We start from the raw sequence: 16182 nt of genomic DNA on the forward strand, positions 1-16182 counted from the left end.
TCTAGAAGCCAGGTGCCGCCGGCTCGCGCCAGCCGCCACCGGCGGGTGCGGACGGCGCGACCGAGCGCTGGGGTTGAGGGGCAGGTGCCGGCGCCGAGCTGCGCCCACCAGCGCCGAAGATGCTGGACAGAAAACCGCCGCCGCCTGTGTTCTGCGAGGCGCCGGCCTGCGCAGCCTCGGCCTGGGCACGTGCCTGCTTGAGTTCGGCTTCGAGCTGTTTGTTCTGTTCGTCCAGGCGCTTGATGGCCGCTTCCTGCACCAGGATCGCCTGGGCCATGTAGTAAGGGGCCGCCGGCTGCTGGCGCACGTGCGCCTCGATACAGGCCTGTGCCTGCGCATCACGGGGCTGGCTTGGGTCTTCGGCCTGCTTGATGCGGCTGAACAGGCCATCGATCAGGGATTGTTCTTCGGTATTCATGGGGCGACCTCGTGGGTAGCGGGACAACGGACAGGCTCAAAGATGGGGCGTTAACGCGGCTGATTCAATCACTGGCGGGGTGAAACTTTTTTCAGCAAGTGACGGATCAGAGGTCGCTTTGGGCTAGAGTTAGACCCCCTGTTTCAACTGCCATGCGATGTTGACCCATGAATCCGCTGAGCGTTTTGCGCGACTCCCTCCACTTCTTCACCCGCCACCTGGCCGGTATTGCCCAACTGTGCCTGCCGCTGGTGGTGCTCGAAGCCGTGCTGACCCAGGTGCTGTATCGCCAGCTGGGCGAGCAGGCCTCGCCGGCCTACGGCATGCTGATCTACGTGCTGTGCTACCCGTTGTACAGCGCTGCACTGATCCTCTACCTCGATACCCGCAGCAATGGCCAGGCCATCGCCAAGCGCGACCTGTTTGCCCGTGCGGTGCAGCTCTGGCCGGCGCTGACGCTGCTGGTGCTGATCAGCTCGTTGCTGATCATGGCCGGCATGGCCTTGTTCGTGTTCCCAGGGGTGTGGATCATGGTCAACCTGGTGTTCGGCGAATACCTGCTGGTGCTGCGCGGCTTGCCCGTGGTGCAGGCGATGCGCGAAAGCGCCCGCATGACTACTGGCCATTTCATGCGCATTCTGGTGTGCCTGCTGGGGGTGCTGGCGTCGATCTGGCTGATCGAAGGCCTGATCCTGATGGCCATCCCCGATCCTTCCCCTGGCGTGCAACTGCTCGTGGATAGCCTGGCAGGCTTCCTGCAATTGTTCGGCACGGTGGTCATGTACCGGCTGTTCATGCTGCTCGAAGTCGAGCAGCGCACCTGAACGCAGCCGTTGGCTGCTAGCGCTGGGCCTTGAGGAACAGCGCGAACAGCTCCGACTGGGACTTGATGCCCAGCTTGCGGTAGATGTGCTTGCGATGGACCCGCACGGTTTCCGATGAAATGGCGAGTTTGCGGCCGATCTCCTTGCTGGAACAGCCGCTTAGCAGCATGCGGCCCACTTCCAGTTCGCGGGCGGTGAGCGGCGTTTCAAGGTGGCCAAAGCCCTCGGCCAAGTGGTTCTGCCACGCAGGCGCCGGGGTGACTTCGTCGACATCGTGCTCGAACCGAAAGCGCTGGCGCATGGTGGCCAGCACCCAGGGTTGCAAAAGGTGCAGCAACGCAATCTGCTCACCTGCAAAGCGTGAGCGGCTACCGAGCGACAGGCAAAGCGTGCGCCCTGCATCCAGGGCCACGTTGTACTGCACCTCGTCGGCCACCACGTTGAGGCGGAAATAACGCTGGTAGTAGTCGGTGCGCTCGAAGCATTCAGGGGCCACGTCGGCCAGTTGGACCAGGCCGCTTGCCGGTGCTTCCCGGCTGGCGATGTAGAACGGGTCCAGCAGGTAGAGGCCCTTGAGGTAATCCTGGAATAACGGGTCCAGCCCGCCGTCGCTGCCCGGGGATTCGGCATACACCAATGGGCGGTGCTCACTGAAAAGAAACGCGACCCAGCTGTCGAACGCCACGTATTGCTCCAGCAAACGCACCAGGCGCAGCCAGAAGCCGGGGTGGTCCAACGCATCGATCACCTGGCCGACCGAGCGATGCCAGGCAATGTCCTGAAGTGTAAGGTTCATGTCCGGGCTCTGTACCAAAAGGTGAGACGCAGGTCAGGGTGAATACAACCGAGCAGGCAAAGTGTACTGGAGTGCATCGGCATTGCGGCGCTGTTTTCAGCGCAGCGTCGACCAGTACCGACGGATTTGCATGGGGCTAACCCCTATGGGTTACCTCAAGGGCGTAATTACCCCGCCGCCGATGGCAGCGGCATACTCGGGCACTCACCGTGCGCCACAGCAGCTGGTTTCACGCCGCGTCGATCACCTGGCAGCCGTTGGGCTGCGCATTCAGGAGTTGCAATGAAAGTAGAACTCGTCCAGCTGGACGGTCGCGACGGCGACACCGCCTACAACCTGGAACGCACCCTCGAGGCGATCCACCGCGCAGCAGCGGATGTGGACCTGATCGTGTTCCCGGAAACCCAACTTATGGGCTTTCCAACCCATGACAACATCGCGGCTATCGCCGAGCCCCTGACCGGCCCGACGCTTGCCGCCGTCGCCCAAGCGGTGACCGACAAGGGCGTGGCAGCCGTGGTTGGCCTTGCCGAAGCGGGCGAAGACGGGCACTTCTACAACACCACCGTGTTGATCACCCCGGACGGTGTCGCGTTGAAGTACCGCAAAACCCACCTGTGGGCCTCCGACAAGGGCATCTTCACGGCGGGCGATCGCTACGCCACGGCGTTGTACAAAGGGGTGCGCGTAGGGCTGTTGATCTGCTTCGACATCGAATTCCCCGAAAGCGCCCGCGCCCTGGGCCAGCTGGGCGCCGAGCTGATCTTGGTGACCAACGGCAACATGGACCCCTATGGCCCCACGCACCGCACCGCCATCAGCGCCCGCGCCATGGAAAACCAGGCCTATGCGGTCATGGTCAATCGCGTCGGCCAGGGCGATGGCAACCTGGTCTTTGCAGGCGGCAGCGCGGTGGTCGACCCTTACGGCCAACTGTTATGCGAGGCAGGGCGCACCGCCTGCCGGCTGCAACTGGACCTCGACCTGGCGCTGATCGGGCAAGCGCGCCAGGACTACAGCTACCTGGCCGAGCGCCGCTTCGAACTGCCAGGCCAGCAGGTCGAGCACCCTGACGGCTTGCGAGAACTGATCCTGACCACCGTCTGAACCTTTGCGCCACGGCTGGCGCCCAGGGCCCAGGCCGGGCCCTGACATTGAACTCCATAAAAAACACAATCCGGAGTAACACCATGGCCCACTTGAAACGCACCCTGTCGCTGGGTGCGGTGACGCTGTTCGGCATCGCCTACATGACCCCCATCATTGTGCTGGGCACCTTCGGCATCCTCGCCGACACCACCCAGGGCGCCGTGCCCTCGGCTTATCTGGCCGCCTCCATCGCCATGCTGTTCACCGCCCTGAGCTACGGCAAGATGGCCAAGGCCTTCCCCGTCGCCGGCTCGGCCTACACCTACGTGCGCAAGTCCATCAGCCCCAAGCTGGGTTTTCTGGCCGGTTGGGCGGTGCTGCTGGACTACCTGTTCCTGCCCATGGCGATCTGGCTGATCGGCGCGGCCTACCTGCATTCGGCCTTTCCGGCGGTGCCGCACCCGGTGTGGGTGCTGGCCTTCATTGCCGTCACCACGGCCATCAACATCATCGGCCTGCAGCTGGCCAAGACCGTCAATGGCGTGCTTATGCTGCTTCAGTTCCTCGTACTGGCAGCCTTCGTGGGCCTGGCCGTGCATTACGCCACCGGCGAGCTGAACCAGCCGTTGTGGTCGCTGGCACCCTTTCATCAGGACGGTTTCCAGCTGCCCCTGATCATGAGTGGCGCCGCCATCGCCTGTTATTCGTTCCTGGGCTTCGATGCGGTCAGCACCTTGACCGAGGAGACCCATGAACCGCGCAAGACCATCCCTCGCGCCATCCTGCTCATCACCCTGCTGGGCGGTTTCATCTTCATCGTGGCCAGCTACTTCGTCCAACTCGCGCACCCAAGCGCGACCTTCAGCAACCCGGACTCGGCCGCCTACGAAATCGCGAAGGCCATTGGCGGGGACATTTTCGTGAGTTTCTTCCTGATCGGCCTGATCGTGGGCCAGTTCACCTCGGGGCTTTCCGCCCAAGCCAGTGCCTCGCGCCTGCTGTTCGCCATGGGCCGCGACGGTGTGCTGCCCAAGCGTTGGTTCGGGCGACTGAGTACGCGGTTCGGCACACCGGTCATCAGCATCGTCCTGTGTGGCGTAGTCGCGCTGCTGGCCTTGCGCATGGACGTGACGACCTCCACCTCGTTCATCAACTTCGGCGCTTTCCTGGCGTTCAGCCTGGTCAACCTGTCGGTGATCTTTCACTACTGGATCGCCCAGGGCGAGCGCGGGCTCAAAGCGGCAGCGGTGTACCTGGCCTTCCCCTTGGTCGGGCTGATGGCGGATCTGTGGCTGATGGCAAGCCTGGACCCCATGGCCATCTACCTTGGCGTGGCTTGGCTGGGCATGGGGTGCCTGTACCTGCTGGTCATCACCCGTGGGTTGCGCCAACAGCCGCCAGAGATGCATTTCGAGGAGGCTTGAGGTCGAGTGGGCAGTATGATTTGCGGGGCTTGGAGATATGCCCCGCAGGGCTTGGGTCAGGGTGGGGATCGGATGATTGCGGCCAGTGCGAAATCTGGAAAACTCGGTGGCGTTCTTCGCAGCTGGAATTCTATGAGGCTTCCGGCCGTCGACGGATAACAAATGCGTAATGGCATGGATCTTTATAACCGTTGGCATTCGTGGTTCGGCGATTGGGTTGCTCGCGATTTCGTGCGGGGCCCAAGGCCGTTCTCTAACACCTGTCAGTTTTGCCAGTGGCCGGGTGCGTACATCACCCGGATACTCAAGACGCCCGCCCTGCTAACGGGCGAAACGACAGTTCTCCAACCGCGAGCACAATCGCATGAACAGACTCGAGAGATCGGCGTACTCGCCTTACGGCTTTGCCGCAGAGATTCGATCTGCACACACGTTACTTGGCTTCAATGGTGAGCATGCGCAAGCGCTGACACCGCTCTACCTGCTTGGCTCCGGATACAGAGTCTACAACACGCGCTTAATGCGTTTTCTTTCACCTGATAGCCTAAGCCCGTTCGACGCGGGTGGCATGAATACCTACGCCTACTGTTCAAACGACCCCGTGAACCGCAGCGATCCCACTGGGCACTCTTTCCTATACCCCAACAAAAATGTGCGAAGACCAGCTATTACGCTGCCGAGTCGCGGCGAAGCAGGCAAGTGGCCGACACATCCCTCGGAGTTAGCGAAAAGGGATTTCAGCAATATGAAACTGAAGGAAATGTCCTATAAAGAGATTCAACACTGGTTCAAGATTTCCAAAGGGGAGTTAAAAGAAGCGAAACGCAATATACTGCGCAGCCCAAATGATGCTTCAGAGGCCATCGAGAAATATGTTAAAACTGAGAACCGCCACCATGTATTGACTGAAGCATTAAATTCAAAGATTACAGGACGCCTCGTACACGTTATTGAGTCGTTGTTGGAGGAAGGACTCTACAAACCAAGCATGCCGGTGGAGTCTAATGCAGAACTGGCGACATTGATGCGGAACGGCATGCCCGTTATTATCCCCAGTGTCCATGATTTTAGAACTGTCAAAATGCGTCACTAAGGCTGTACAAAACTTCGAGATACCCAACCGCTGCCCTCAAGCGCTAAGGTTCTTGAACCTTCCGCTATCGACGGAAAGGAATACTACGGCGGCTACGAACTTTGTGGGCGTCCGCTTGGATCAAGTACGAAGTCGGCACCCGTATGGTCTGCCCGCCTATGACACTGTTTTTCATCCACACGATGTCATGGGTCAGTGCTCCGACCTGCGCGCCGGTCAGGGGCACGCACAGGCTCAGATTGATGACATCCTGGCTGGCCAGGGCACTGTCCATCAGGTGGCGGCGCTGGCGTAGAGGGCTGTTTGCTGAGGACGATGTCGATGCCGACCACCGGCACCCCGGTCTGGTCGTCGCCCAGCTTGCCGGCGAGGATTTCCAGTGCGTTGTGCTCGCTCACCAAGCCGTTCTGCACACGGCGGGTGACGTTCAGTTACGTATGCGCATCGCTACTTCCTAGGCTTAGCCCTGGCAGTCGCTTCGGCCACCAGCGGGTCTTCAGGCCAATAGTGCTTCGGGTATCGCCCCTTCAGATCCTTCTTCACCTCCACGTAAGTGCTGCGCCAGAAGTTCGCCAGATCCTGGGTGACCTGCACAGGCCTGCGAGCCGGCGACAGGAGGTGCAGAACCAGCGGCTGCCTGCCCTGAGCGATGCGTGGGGTTTCTGCCAGGCCAAACAGCTCCTGAAGCCGCACGGCCAAAATTGGCGGATGCTGCGAATAGTCGATACGGATATTCGAGCCGGATGGCACCTGGATCGCCTGGGGTGCCTGGGTGTCCAGCTCCTGTGGAAGCGGCCAGGGCAGAAGGTTTCTGATGATCGAGGGCAGGTCCAGCTGGCTGAAGTGGCTGAGCCTCGTGACTTTACCCAGGTAGGGCGTGAGCCATTGGTCGAGCGTGTCCAGCAGATTGGCATCGCTCAGGTCAGGCCACTTGCTTTGTGCCTGCCCACGCTCGATATCCAGCTGGCGCAGCAGACCCACCCGGGCCTGCCACTGCCGCAGCTCGGGGTTCCAGGGCAGAAGCTCGATGCCCTTGCGCCTCACCAGGCTGACCAAGGCCAGCGAACGGGTTTGCTCGTCAAGGTTCGCCAGCGCTTTCGTCGACAGCACGAGCTGGCCTACCCGCCACTGCCGCTGCGCCTTGAGCACGCCTTCGCGCTCGTCCCAATCGACCTCATCGACCGACCTCACCAGGTCAGCCAGCTGGTTATCGAACAAGGCCGGATCGAGGTCACTCGCCAGGTAGATCCGCTCCTCGCGCTGTCCTTGCCGGCTACCCAGATCGGCCACCACCAGCCACTCATGTTTGGTGAGAGCATCGGGCTCTGAGAACACCGCAGCACGACCGTTGGAAAGACGGTATTCAGATGCAGTCGCCCGCCTCTGCAGGCCGATTCGATCAGGGTATGCGAACGCCAGCAGGCATCCTACCCACCGTGGGTGATCGAGCGCGTCTACAGGGCTCGAGGCCTTGCCACGCAGCAGCGACCGGTACTGCCGAGCAGACTGTTTCACGCGTTGCAGGGAACCGCCACTGCGACGGGCATGCTGCTCGCCCGACAGTGCGCTGAGCCGGGAGTGCAGGTCGGCACCGGCCCCACGCAGGATATCTTTCTCGCCCAGCAGAGCCGCGATGTTGCATGCCAGGTCATCCAGGCCCATCGCATTGCCCTTGATGAGCATGTGGGCGATCCGGGGGTGGGCTGGCAACGCGCTCATGGCCGCACCGTGTGGCGTGAGCTGTCCAGCATCGTCGAGCGCGCCCAGGCGCTTGAGCAGGTCTGTGGCTTGAGCGAAGGGCGCCGCTGGTGGTTGATCGAGCCAGGTCATCTCTTCCGGCTTCATGCCCCATCGAGCCAGCTGGAGCGCCAGGGCTGCCAGATCTGCCTGGAGGATTTCAGGGGTGCTGTAGCTGGCCATCTGCTCGTGCTGGGACTGCGACCACAGCCGATAGCAGACACCAGGCTCCAGGCGCCCCGCCCGTCCCGCCCGCTGGGTAGCGCTGGCCTTGGAAATGCGCTGTGTGTCGAGTCGGGTCATGCCGCTGCGGGGGTCGAACCTGGGTACTCGTTCAAGGCCACTGTCCACCACCACCCTGACCCCTTCGATGGTCAAGCTGGTCTCGGCGATGTTCGTGGCCAATACGACCTTGCGCGAGCCCTTGGGGGCCGGGTCTATCGCCGCACGCTGCGCCTGCAGGTCGAGGTCACCGTACAGCGGGCACACCATCACCTCTGGACGGCTGCCGAGATGTGCCTTGAGGTCCTCTGCCACCCGCCGAATTTCCGCCTGCCCAGGCAGGAACACCAGGATGCTGCCAGGTTGTTCATCGAGGGCGGCCAGGCACGTGTCCGTGATGCGCGCATCGATTCGCTCGCCCGGCTGATAGGGGCTGCCCCATACCGTCGAGACGGGATACATCCGCCCTTCACTGGTGACCACGGGCGCATCGTCGAGCACCTTCGAGAGGCGGGCACCCTCCAGCGTGGCAGACATCAACAGCAGCTTGAGCGGGGGCTCATCGCGCAGCAGTTCACGGGCGCTCAGGCACAGCGCCAGTGCCAGGTCGGAATCGAGGTTGCGCAGGTGGTACTCATCGAAGATGACCACGCCCACACCGTCCAGCGCCGGGTCCTCCTGAAGCCTGCGAGCCAGAATGCCTTCGGTGACCACTTCGATCTGCGTTCGCGGCCCTACCTTGCTTTCAAGGCGAATGCGGTAGCCGACCGTCTCGCCCACCTGCTCATCCAGCTCACTGGCCAAACGCTCCGCCGCTGCCCGCGCAGCCAGTCGGCGAGGTTCGAGCATCAGGATCTTTTGCCCGGCTAGCCAGGGCTCATGCAACAACGCCAGGGGCACCCGAGTGGTCTTGCCAGCACCCGGGGGCGCTTCGAGTATCACTTCATTGCGACTGGCCAGGGCCTGTCGCAGATCTGGCAATACACGGTCTATAGGTAATGAAATCATGGTGGCCCTCGAACAAGCAGGCGAGTATAACGGCGAACCGACGTTGTCCTATCATGGTCTTAACTGCGCGGGTTCAGGCGCCTTGCCTGGCCTGCCGAACGCCACGCCCGGAGATTTACATGCGCATTGCTTCCCGCCTGATCGGTGCTGCCCTCGTGGGCACCTTGCTGACGCAACTGACGGCTTGCGGCTCCATCTTCTACCCAGACCGTCGCGGCCAGATCGACGGCAAGGTCGACCCTGCGATCGCCGTGCTGGATGCCGTTGGCCTGCTGTTCTACGTCATCCCAGGGCTGATCGCCTTCGGCATCGACTTCGCCACCGGCGCCATCTACTACCCACCAGGGCAAACTGCGCAGGTGGACCCGGCCAAACTGAAGGACGCCGTCAATGCCGATGGCAGCGTGGACAATCTCAAACTGCAGGCCATTCTGGAAAGCGAACTGGGGCAGCGCCTGCCGCTGGACGACCCACGCTTGATCCAGCACCGCGGCAGTGCCGAACAATTGGCCAGCCTTGGGCTGGTACCTGCCGCCTGACGTCAAGGACGACCGCCTGAGATGACCACTTCGGCCGAACACAAACGGTTGCTCCGCCTGGCCACGCGCGCCTCCCTGGCGGTGGCCAGCATCCTGGTGGTCAGCAAGGCGCTGGCCTGGTGGTTGAGCGGCTCGGTTAGCCTGCTGGCCGGGTTGACCGATTCGGCCCTCGACGCCGTGGCGTCCTTCCTCAACCTGCTGGCTGTGCACTACGCCCTGCGCCCGGCCGATGACGACCACCGCTTCGGGCACGGCAAGGCAGAAGCCCTGGCTGGCATCGCCCAGGCGCTGTTCATCGGCGGCAGTGCCGTGCTGATTGCCTTGCAGGCGTTGGAGCGCCTGCGCAACCCGCAGCCGTTAGGCGATACCGCCATCGGCATCGGGGTGATGCTGTTGTCGTTGGTGCTGACCGTCGCGCTGCTGGCCGTGCAACGCAAGGTCATCCGCGCCACAGGTTCAACGGCGGTACGCGCCGATTCCCTGCACTACCGCTCCGACCTGCTGCTCAACGGCAGCATCTTGCTGGCGTTGCTGCTGGCGCGCTTCGGCTGGCCGCAACTCGATGCGCTGTTCGGGTTGGGCATCGCACTGTACATCCTGTGGAGCGCCCTGCAGATCGCGCGCGAAAGCACGGCGATTCTCATGGACAAGGAGCTGCCCGTGGATGTGAGCGAAGACATGGCCAGCCGCGTGCTGGCCATCGAGGGCGTGCTGGGCGTGCACGACCTGCGCACCCGGGTATCGGGCAACCAGTGGTTCGTGCAATTGCACATCGAGCTGCCTGGGCAACTGCCGCTGCATCACGCACATGGGCTGTGCGTGCAGGCGTCGGAAGTGATCCGCCAGCAGTACCCCAAGGCCGACGTGATGGTCCACGCCGACCCGGTGTAGCCCTCTAGTTGACGCTGTAGCCTCGCCCGGACAAGCACGCGCCAAGCGCCCGTTGGTAGGTACTTGCAACCGCAGGCGCCGGCGCGTAGGCCGCCATGGCAGGATCGAACCCCGACTGGCTGACCGCCCAGCGATGGCACTGGTAACGGTCCTGATCCTGCTGCTCCTGCCCCTGTCCATAGCGCGGATAAGCCACCACGTCATACCCCGACGCCGCTGTAGGCGCAGGTGCTGGGGGATTGACCACCACGTACTCGCGGCTGTTTTCCAGGTAGCGATAGTAGGTGTCGGCGACCAGGTAGATCATCGCGCCGTCCACGCGAAACTTGTGCGCATAGGGCGGCAGGTAGCTGACTCGCGCACCCGGGGGCGGCACCACGACCTGGTAACCCCTTTCCCAGGGGCGGTACCAGTACCCGCCGGAGTAGAAATAGTCCTGCCCCTGGTAGGGCACCTTCCAGAAACGGTCAACAAACCGCTCCACGGTCTGGCCAGGCCGGTAGTGCGGCCCGGGGCCCCAGCCTTCACCGTGGCCCCCAGGGCGGCCCTGCCAGCCCTCGTGAGGCGCGTAGCCAGGGCCTGGGCCATGCCAACGCGGGCCGTCATCGGGGCGGCGGGGAATGTCCTGGTAGAACCCCGGCCGTGGGGGCTGCGTCTGACCGACTTCGTCACGCGAATTGAGCGCACGCCCAGGCGCGGGCCCTGCCTCCACACCTGGCCCTGTAGCGGCGGGGGGCAAAGCACCTGGGCCGTCGTTGGGCCCGGCCGCCAGGGCTGCAACGCTGATGCCCATGCCCAGCAAACCAACACCTGCCCACTGCCAGATGTGCGACTTCATGGTAGTCCTCTCGACGGTAAAACGGCTGACTGCGCCAGTCTACCGCGCCCCATCACGCCGCCCATTAAATTTCAGCCATGAAAAAAGGGAGGCCACCTGGGCCTCCCTTCAGCAATTGTCGTCCGTGCTCGGCACTTGTGGCGCCGGCTCACCTCACACCGTCTTCTGGAAGGTGCGTAGCCCGGGGGCCTGGCCCATCCTGTTGGATGGCTTGGCCGCGAGCGCCCGTCTGGGGCGCATCGCCGTGGACTGATGTCCGGGCAGTGATTCTGGTGTTAACGATACCGGGCGCGCCCCGGCACAGGATTGCGAAGATTGCTCAGATAAATAGCACTTGCGCAATTTTTAACCCTGGATTGATAATTCGCCGCAATCCGAACAGAAAAGGCATGATTCATGAGCAAGCTGGACCGATACGACCTGAGCATTCTGGCTGAATTGCAGCGTGACGCGCGCATCTCCAACCAGGAGCTGGCCGAACGCATCGGCCTTTCACCCTCGCCCTGCTCGCGCCGCGTCAAGCAACTCGAAGACGACGGCTACATTTCCCGTCAGGTGGCCTTGCTCGATCGCAAGAAGCTGGGTTTGAGCCTGACTGCCTACGTACTCATCGGTATGGACCGGCACACCCCCGAGCGTTTCGAAACCTTCGAGGCCACCATCCGCAACCTGCCGCAGGTGCTGGAGTGCAGCCTGGTGACCGGGATGGACGCCGACTACCAGCTCAAGGTCGTCGTGCCCGACATGGACCATTACCAGAAGCTGCTGCTCGGTAGCCTCACGCGCATCGAGGGCGTCACCAGCGTGCGTTCAAGCTTCGTGCTCAACCAGGTGTTGGCCAGCACCGAGCTTCCATTGACCCACCTTCGCTGATCGGCTGCCACCTCACGGGTATACTTGCCCCCTCAACCCGCCTGGAGCACTGCAATGGATCCTGCCGTATTCGAAGAGTGGATGATGATCATCCTGGTGACCGCCTTGATCGGCTTCATGGGCTTCATCGTCTGGGACCTGGCGAAAAAATCCCAGGCGGGGCGGTTCGGCACCCTGATCCTGTTCTTCGTGCTCGGCCTGGGTGTGCTGGCGTTCATCATCAAGAGCGTGGTGGTGGGGTTCATCGAGGGGGTGTAGCCAGCGCGGTCGCCACGTGCCCGCTGGCCATGCCGCCTAGCGCCGCAGGGTCGGCGCCACCTCGCGCCAGCAGCCTTGCTCAAGCCCATCGAGTGTCCAATCGCCGATACGCACGCGCACCAGGCGCAAGGTGGGCAGGCCCACGGCGGCGGTCATTCGCCGTACCTGGCGATTGCGACCCTCGCGAATCACCAGCTCCAGCCAACAGGTCGGTACGCTTTTGCGAAAGCGTACTGGTGGGTTGCGCGGCCACAGAGCGGGGGCTTCGAGGCTGCGGGCCTCGGCGGGCAACGTTGGTCCGTCATTGAGCTGCACGCCTTCGCGCAGTTGGCGCAGCTGCTGCTCGGTGGGCTCGCCCTCGACCTGCACCCAATAGGTCTTGGGCAGCTTGTGCTTGGGGTCGGCAATACGCGCCTGCAGCGCGCCGTCATTGGTCAACAGCAACAGGCCTTCGCTGTCCCGGTCCAGCCGGCCGGCGGGGTAGACGCCCGGGATATCGATGAAATCCTTGAGCGTGGCCCGCCCCTCGCCGTCGCTGAACTGCGTCAGCACGTCGAAGGGTTTGTTGAACAGGATCAACCGCGGCTCGGCGGGTGGCGCCTTGGGCTGGCGGTGAGCGCCAGGCACAGGCCGCCCCTGAGGGCGGCGCGGCTTGGAACGGGGTGGCAGTGACATGGGTCCTCAGCGGAACGGCGGCTCGTCGAAGCTGCGCAGTTTACGCGAGTGCAGCGAATTGAGCTCGGTGCGCAACAGGTCCAGCGCCGCGATACCAATCTTCAGGTGCTGGCTGACCGCGCGGTTGTAGAACGCGTTGGCCGAGCCTGGCAGCTTGATTTCGCTGTGCAGCGGTTTGTCGGACACGCACAGCAAGGTGCCGTACGGCACCCGCAGGCGATAGCCCTGGGCTGCGATGGTGCCGCTTTCCATGTCCACGGCAACGGCGCGGGACAAGTTGATCAGCGGCCGTTCCTGGGCCCAGCGCAGCTCCCAGTTGCGGTCGTCGTAAGTCAGCACGGTACCGGTGCGCAGGCGCTTCTTGAGCTGCTCGCCCCGCTCGCCGGTCACCTGCGCAGCGGCTTCCTGCAGGGCCAGTTGCACCTCTGCCAATGCCGGGATCGGAATGTTCGGCGGCACCACGCGGTCAAGGATGCCGTCACGGCGCATGTAGGCGTGGGCCAGCACGTAGTCGCCAATGGTCTGCGACTGGCGCAGCCCGCCGCAGTGCCCGATCATCAGCCAGCAATGCGGGCGCAGCACTGCCAGGTGGTCAGTGATGTTCTTGGCGTTGGACGGGCCGACGCCGATGTTGACCAGCGTGATGCCGTCGCCGTCCCCTGCAATCAGGTGGTAGGCCGGCATCTGGTAGCGGTGCCAGACCACACCGGCGACCAGCGCCTGGGCCTCACCATGGTCCATGCTCTTCTCGATCACGACGTTGCCCGGCAACACCATGCGCACGAAGCGCGGATCATCGCGCAACTGCTCAAGGCCATGGCTGATGAACTGGTCCACGTAACGGTGGTAGTTGGTCAGCAGGATCCAGGGCTGCACGTGGCGCCAGTCACTGCCGGTGTAGTGCACCAGGCGCCGCAGCGAGAAGTCCACGCGCGCGGCATCGAACAGCGCCAGGGGCAAGGTATCGGTGCTGTCCCAGTCGTAGAGCCCATCGGCGATGTTGTCGGTGGCCGAGGACAGGTCGGTGCTGGGGAATACCCGCGCCAGCTGCGCGGCGGTGATGCCGCTGCCGGCCAGCTCGTCGCCCTGGTCGACCACGTACGGATACGGAATGGGCTGCTCGCTCACCCCCACTTCGACCGTGACGGTGTAGTCGTGCATCAACGGGCGCAATTGCTCCAGCAGGTAGCCGCGAAAAGCAGCCGGCTGGGTGATGGTGACGCTGTAGGTGCCCGCCACCTGGACCTTGGCGTAGGCCCGCGTGGTGGCAGCGACTTCGCCATTGCTGTGGTAGGTCAGGCGCAGCGCCGGGTAGCGGAACAGGTCTCGCTGCTGGGCATCGGGCTCGGTGCGGTCCTTGAGGTAACGCTTGAGGGCCTGGCTCAGGGCACCGGTGGCCTGCTCATGCAAGGCCGCCAGACGATCGACGGCCTGTTCGGGAGTATCAACGACTTCAAACGCGTGGCTCACACTGTGCTTCCTGTCTGGACATGCATGCGAACCATCTTGCCTGCCTTCTCGGGTAAATTCATCCCCTTGATGATGCAAGGCGGCGCAGCTGGGCCGAGCCGGTCAGCTGGCCATGGCCCGCGCCATCAGGGCCTGTACGTCCACACCGCGCGGCAGCGTGCCATAAGCGCGCCCTGTCCCTGTGAGGCGGCTGGCGATGAACGCATCGCTGACCGCACAATGGCCGGCCTCCAGCAGCAACTTGGCCTGCAATGCCAGGGCGATGGTCTCGGTCAGTTGCCGCGCCCGGTACTGGATGTCGCCCGTGTCGAGGAACGCATCCTTCAGGTTGACGATGCAGGTGGCCAGGCGCTTGTCGCCGTGTCCGTCCCCCAGTTCGGCGAACAACGCCTCCAGCACACCCGGCTCCTTGGACAAGGCGCGCAGCACATCCAGGCACTGCACATTACCCGAACCTTCCCAGGTCGAGTTGACGGGCGCCTCGCGGTAAAGCCGCGGCAGGATGCTGTCCTCCACATACCCCGCCCCGCCCAGGCACTCGGCCGCTTCGTTGATCATGGCCGGGGCACGCTTGCAGATCCAGTACTTGCCTACCGCCGTGACCAGGCGCGCGAAGTGCGCCTGCTGGGGGTCGTCGAGCTGCTCGAGGGCGTGGCCCATGCGCAGGCTCAGGGCCAATGCCGCTTCGCTTTCCAGCGCCAGGTCGGCGAGCACGTTCTGCATCAGCGGCTGCTCGGTCAACAGGCGGCCCGCCACCTGCCGATGCGCGCAGTGGTGCAGGGCCTGGGTCAGCGCCTGGCGCATCAGGGCACTGGAGCCGACCATGCAGTCGAAACGGGTCATGGCCACCATCTCGATGATGGTCGGTACGCCCCGGCCCTCCTCACCGATCATCCAGGCCAGCGCACCGCGAAACTCCACTTCGCTGGAGGCGTTGGAGACATTGCCCAACTTGTCCTTCAGGCGCTGGATATAGAACTGGTTACGGGTGTCGTCCGGGCGGTGGCGGGGCAGCAGGAAGCAGCTCAGGCCGTGCTCGGTCTGGGCAAGGACCAGGAAGGCATCGCACATGGGCGCCGAACAGAACCACTTGTGACCCACCAGCTCGTAGGCCTGGCCGGGCCCCGGCGCGCCGACTGGGTAGGCACGGGTGGTATTGGCGCGCACGTCCGTGCCACCCTGCTTCTCCGTCATGGCCATGCCCAACGTGACGCCGGCCTTGTGCCGGTCGCCGACGTTGCGCGGGTCATACTCACGCGACAGCGCCTTGGGCAGCCAGTAGTGGGCGATCTCGGGTTGCAGGCGCAGGGCCGGCACCGCAGCGAAGGTCATGGTCAGCGGGCAGCCCGTGCCGGCCTCGGCCTGGCTGTGCAGGTAGGTCATCGCCGCGCGGGCCACGTGGGCGCCCGGACGCGGCTCGGCCCAAGGCAGCGACGGCAGCCCATGCTCGACGGCGGTGCGCATCAACTGGTGATAGGCGGGATGAAACTCGACCAGGTCGATGCGATGGCCATAGCGATCATGGCTGCTGAACACAGGCTTGTGCGCATTGGCCAGAAAGCCTGCCTGCATCAACGGCCCACCGGCCAGCGCGCCGTACGCATCGATCCGCGACTGCGCCCAGTCGGCACCAAAGCGCCTGGACCACTCCTGTAGCGGCAGGTCCAGGCGGTACAGGTTGGCCCCGTCCAGCGGTGGCGGCTGGTTGGTGACCTCGTGGGTTTCAGCGAACTGGTGCAGGTTCATGGAGGTACTCCTGAATCCGGGCAGGCGTGAGGTTCCCAGTGAAGCACTGTCTGGTCGATGGACAAAGGGGCATTCCTGACTAAACGCAGGGGTGCGTGATGAGCGGCGCTTAGGCGGCCGGCTTCATCGGGATCGCCAGCGGCGTGTTCGTTCGACGCCCGAACCGGTGAGGCCTTCAGGAACTTGTAATCCAGTTCCCAATCGTCCGTGGGAGTCTTCCTAGAAGCTGAATCAAGCGCCTATAAAGCGGATGCCGCCTGCTACGTTGCGAGTTCTTTCTT

General features: G+C 63.5%; 16 protein-coding genes and 1 pseudogene. 10 read left to right on the plus strand and 7 right to left on the minus strand.

From position 1 onward, the window contains the following. Window positions 1–4: 4 nt before the first annotated feature. A pseudogene (locus tag B2Y33_RS09440) lies at window positions 5–418 on the minus strand (DUF2076 domain-containing protein); the annotation flags it as partial. Between the two features lie 167 nt (window positions 419–585). On the opposite strand from B2Y33_RS09440, the gene B2Y33_RS09445 reads away from it, so the two are divergent. Next, window positions 586–1242 (plus strand): membrane protein, encoded by a 657-nt coding sequence (locus tag B2Y33_RS09445; protein WP_027915224.1) that lies wholly within the window; start codon window positions 586–588, stop codon window positions 1240–1242. A 16-nt stretch (window positions 1243–1258) separates the two neighbouring features. Here B2Y33_RS09445 and B2Y33_RS09450 read toward each other — a convergent pair whose 3' ends face one another. Further along, complete coding sequence (locus tag B2Y33_RS09450; RefSeq protein ID WP_028687140.1) at window positions 1259–2038, minus strand: helix-turn-helix transcriptional regulator; 780 nt, start codon at window positions 2036–2038, stop codon at window positions 1259–1261. Between the two features lie 130 nt (window positions 2039–2168). On the opposite strand from B2Y33_RS09450, the gene B2Y33_RS09455 reads away from it, so the two are divergent. From B2Y33_RS09455 to B2Y33_RS09475, 5 genes are all read left to right on the plus strand, one after another. Further along, window positions 2169–2324 (plus strand): hypothetical protein, encoded by a 156-nt coding sequence (locus B2Y33_RS09455; RefSeq protein WP_154665194.1) that lies wholly within the window; start codon window positions 2169–2171, stop codon window positions 2322–2324. Next, window positions 2321–3145, plus strand: a complete 825-nt coding sequence (locus tag B2Y33_RS09460; RefSeq protein WP_027915226.1) for a carbon-nitrogen hydrolase family protein — start codon at window positions 2321–2323, stop codon at window positions 3143–3145. Before B2Y33_RS09455 ends, B2Y33_RS09460 begins: the two co-directional genes overlap by 4 nt. A gap of 83 nt (window positions 3146–3228) precedes the next feature. After that, entirely contained in the window at window positions 3229–4551 is a 1323-nt protein-coding gene (locus B2Y33_RS09465; protein WP_027915227.1) for an APC family permease, read from the plus strand. 364 nt (window positions 4552–4915) lie between these two features. Then, on the plus strand, window positions 4916–5644 hold the full coding sequence (locus B2Y33_RS09470) for an RHS repeat-associated core domain-containing protein (RefSeq protein WP_081728210.1): 729 nt from the start codon (window positions 4916–4918) through the stop codon (window positions 5642–5644). 242 nt (window positions 5645–5886) lie between these two features. Then, window positions 5887–6102 carry a hypothetical protein gene (locus B2Y33_RS09475; RefSeq protein WP_206405552.1) on the plus strand — a complete coding sequence of 72 codons (216 nt, stop codon included), beginning with the start codon at window positions 5887–5889 and terminating at the stop codon, window positions 6100–6102. Here the strand turns inward: B2Y33_RS09475 and hrpB are convergent. Continuing rightward, window positions 6092–8611 carry an ATP-dependent helicase HrpB gene (gene hrpB, locus B2Y33_RS09480; RefSeq protein ID WP_206405551.1) on the minus strand — a complete coding sequence of 840 codons (2520 nt, stop codon included), beginning with the start codon at window positions 8609–8611 and terminating at the stop codon, window positions 6092–6094. The two genes, B2Y33_RS09475 and hrpB, sit on opposite strands and share 11 nt — an antisense overlap. A 119-nt stretch (window positions 8612–8730) precedes the next feature. Here hrpB and B2Y33_RS09485 point away from each other — a divergent pair, with 119 nt between their 5' ends. Together B2Y33_RS09485 and B2Y33_RS09490 are read left to right on the plus strand one after the other, a co-directional pair. Beyond that, complete coding sequence (locus B2Y33_RS09485) at window positions 8731–9150, plus strand: hypothetical protein (RefSeq protein WP_027915231.1); 420 nt, start codon at window positions 8731–8733, stop codon at window positions 9148–9150. A gap of 21 nt (window positions 9151–9171) precedes the next feature. Further along, window positions 9172–10041 carry a cation diffusion facilitator family transporter gene (locus B2Y33_RS09490; protein WP_027915232.1) on the plus strand — a complete coding sequence of 290 codons (870 nt, stop codon included), beginning with the start codon at window positions 9172–9174 and terminating at the stop codon, window positions 10039–10041. A 4-nt stretch (window positions 10042–10045) separates the two neighbouring features. On the opposite strand, the gene B2Y33_RS09495 is transcribed toward B2Y33_RS09490, so the two are convergent. Continuing rightward, window positions 10046–10879 carry a DUF6515 family protein gene (locus B2Y33_RS09495; protein WP_206405550.1) on the minus strand — a complete coding sequence of 278 codons (834 nt, stop codon included), beginning with the start codon at window positions 10877–10879 and terminating at the stop codon, window positions 10046–10048. Between the two features lie 396 nt (window positions 10880–11275). Between B2Y33_RS09495 and B2Y33_RS09500 the strand changes: the two genes are divergently transcribed. After that, on the plus strand, window positions 11276–11752 hold the full coding sequence (locus B2Y33_RS09500) for an Lrp/AsnC family transcriptional regulator (RefSeq protein WP_023534579.1): 477 nt from the start codon (window positions 11276–11278) through the stop codon (window positions 11750–11752). Between the two features lie 54 nt (window positions 11753–11806). Continuing rightward, on the plus strand, window positions 11807–12010 hold the full coding sequence (locus B2Y33_RS09505) for a DUF2788 domain-containing protein (RefSeq protein WP_023534618.1): 204 nt from the start codon (window positions 11807–11809) through the stop codon (window positions 12008–12010). Window positions 12011–12046: 36 nt separating this feature from the next. Here the strand turns inward: B2Y33_RS09505 and B2Y33_RS09510 are convergent, their stop codons facing one another. From B2Y33_RS09510 to B2Y33_RS09520, 3 genes are all read right to left on the minus strand, one after another. Beyond that, entirely contained in the window at window positions 12047–12685 is a 639-nt protein-coding gene (locus B2Y33_RS09510; protein WP_088523404.1) for a pseudouridine synthase, read from the minus strand. A 6-nt stretch (window positions 12686–12691) separates the two neighbouring features. After that, on the minus strand, window positions 12692–14155 hold the full coding sequence (gene amn, locus B2Y33_RS09515; RefSeq protein ID WP_049696675.1) for an AMP nucleosidase: 1464 nt from the start codon (window positions 14153–14155) through the stop codon (window positions 12692–12694). 102 nt (window positions 14156–14257) lie between these two features. Further along, entirely contained in the window at window positions 14258–15901 is a 1644-nt protein-coding gene (locus tag B2Y33_RS09520; protein WP_104925749.1) for an acyl-CoA dehydrogenase family protein, read from the minus strand. Between the last annotated feature and the right edge of the window lie 281 nt (window positions 15902–16182).

Source organism: Pseudomonas sp. UBA5666, assembly GCF_002420785.1.
Lineage (GTDB): Bacteria > Pseudomonadota > Gammaproteobacteria > Pseudomonadales > Pseudomonadaceae > Aquipseudomonas > Aquipseudomonas fulva.

Excerpts from the sequence above, each read along its gene's own strand:
- B2Y33_RS09470 (WP_081728210.1), top strand. The coding sequence starts at position 4,916 with ATGAACAGACTCGAGAGATCGGCGTACTCGCCTTACGGCTTTGCCGCA.
- B2Y33_RS09455 (WP_154665194.1), top strand. The coding sequence starts at position 2,169 with ATGGGGCTAACCCCTATGGGTTACCTCAAGGGCGTAATTACCCCGCCG.
- B2Y33_RS09495 (WP_206405550.1), bottom strand. The coding sequence starts at position 10,879 with ATGAAGTCGCACATCTGGCAGTGGGCAGGTGTTGGTTTGCTGGGCATG.
- B2Y33_RS09490 (WP_027915232.1), top strand. The coding sequence starts at position 9,172 with ATGACCACTTCGGCCGAACACAAACGGTTGCTCCGCCTGGCCACGCGC.
- B2Y33_RS09465 (WP_027915227.1), top strand. The coding sequence starts at position 3,229 with ATGGCCCACTTGAAACGCACCCTGTCGCTGGGTGCGGTGACGCTGTTC.
- hrpB (WP_206405551.1), bottom strand. The coding sequence starts at position 8,611 with ATGATTTCATTACCTATAGACCGTGTATTGCCAGATCTGCGACAGGCC.
- B2Y33_RS09445 (WP_027915224.1), top strand. The coding sequence starts at position 586 with ATGAATCCGCTGAGCGTTTTGCGCGACTCCCTCCACTTCTTCACCCGC.
- B2Y33_RS09510 (WP_088523404.1), bottom strand. The coding sequence starts at position 12,685 with ATGTCACTGCCACCCCGTTCCAAGCCGCGCCGCCCTCAGGGGCGGCCT.
- B2Y33_RS09485 (WP_027915231.1), top strand. The coding sequence starts at position 8,731 with ATGCGCATTGCTTCCCGCCTGATCGGTGCTGCCCTCGTGGGCACCTTG.
- B2Y33_RS09450 (WP_028687140.1), bottom strand. The coding sequence starts at position 2,038 with ATGAACCTTACACTTCAGGACATTGCCTGGCATCGCTCGGTCGGCCAG.
- B2Y33_RS09475 (WP_206405552.1), top strand. The coding sequence starts at position 5,887 with ATGACATCCTGGCTGGCCAGGGCACTGTCCATCAGGTGGCGGCGCTGG.
- B2Y33_RS09520 (WP_104925749.1), bottom strand. The coding sequence starts at position 15,901 with ATGAACCTGCACCAGTTCGCTGAAACCCACGAGGTCACCAACCAGCCG.
- B2Y33_RS09505 (WP_023534618.1), top strand. The coding sequence starts at position 11,807 with ATGGATCCTGCCGTATTCGAAGAGTGGATGATGATCATCCTGGTGACC.
- B2Y33_RS09460 (WP_027915226.1), top strand. The coding sequence starts at position 2,321 with ATGAAAGTAGAACTCGTCCAGCTGGACGGTCGCGACGGCGACACCGCC.
- B2Y33_RS09500 (WP_023534579.1), top strand. The coding sequence starts at position 11,276 with ATGAGCAAGCTGGACCGATACGACCTGAGCATTCTGGCTGAATTGCAG.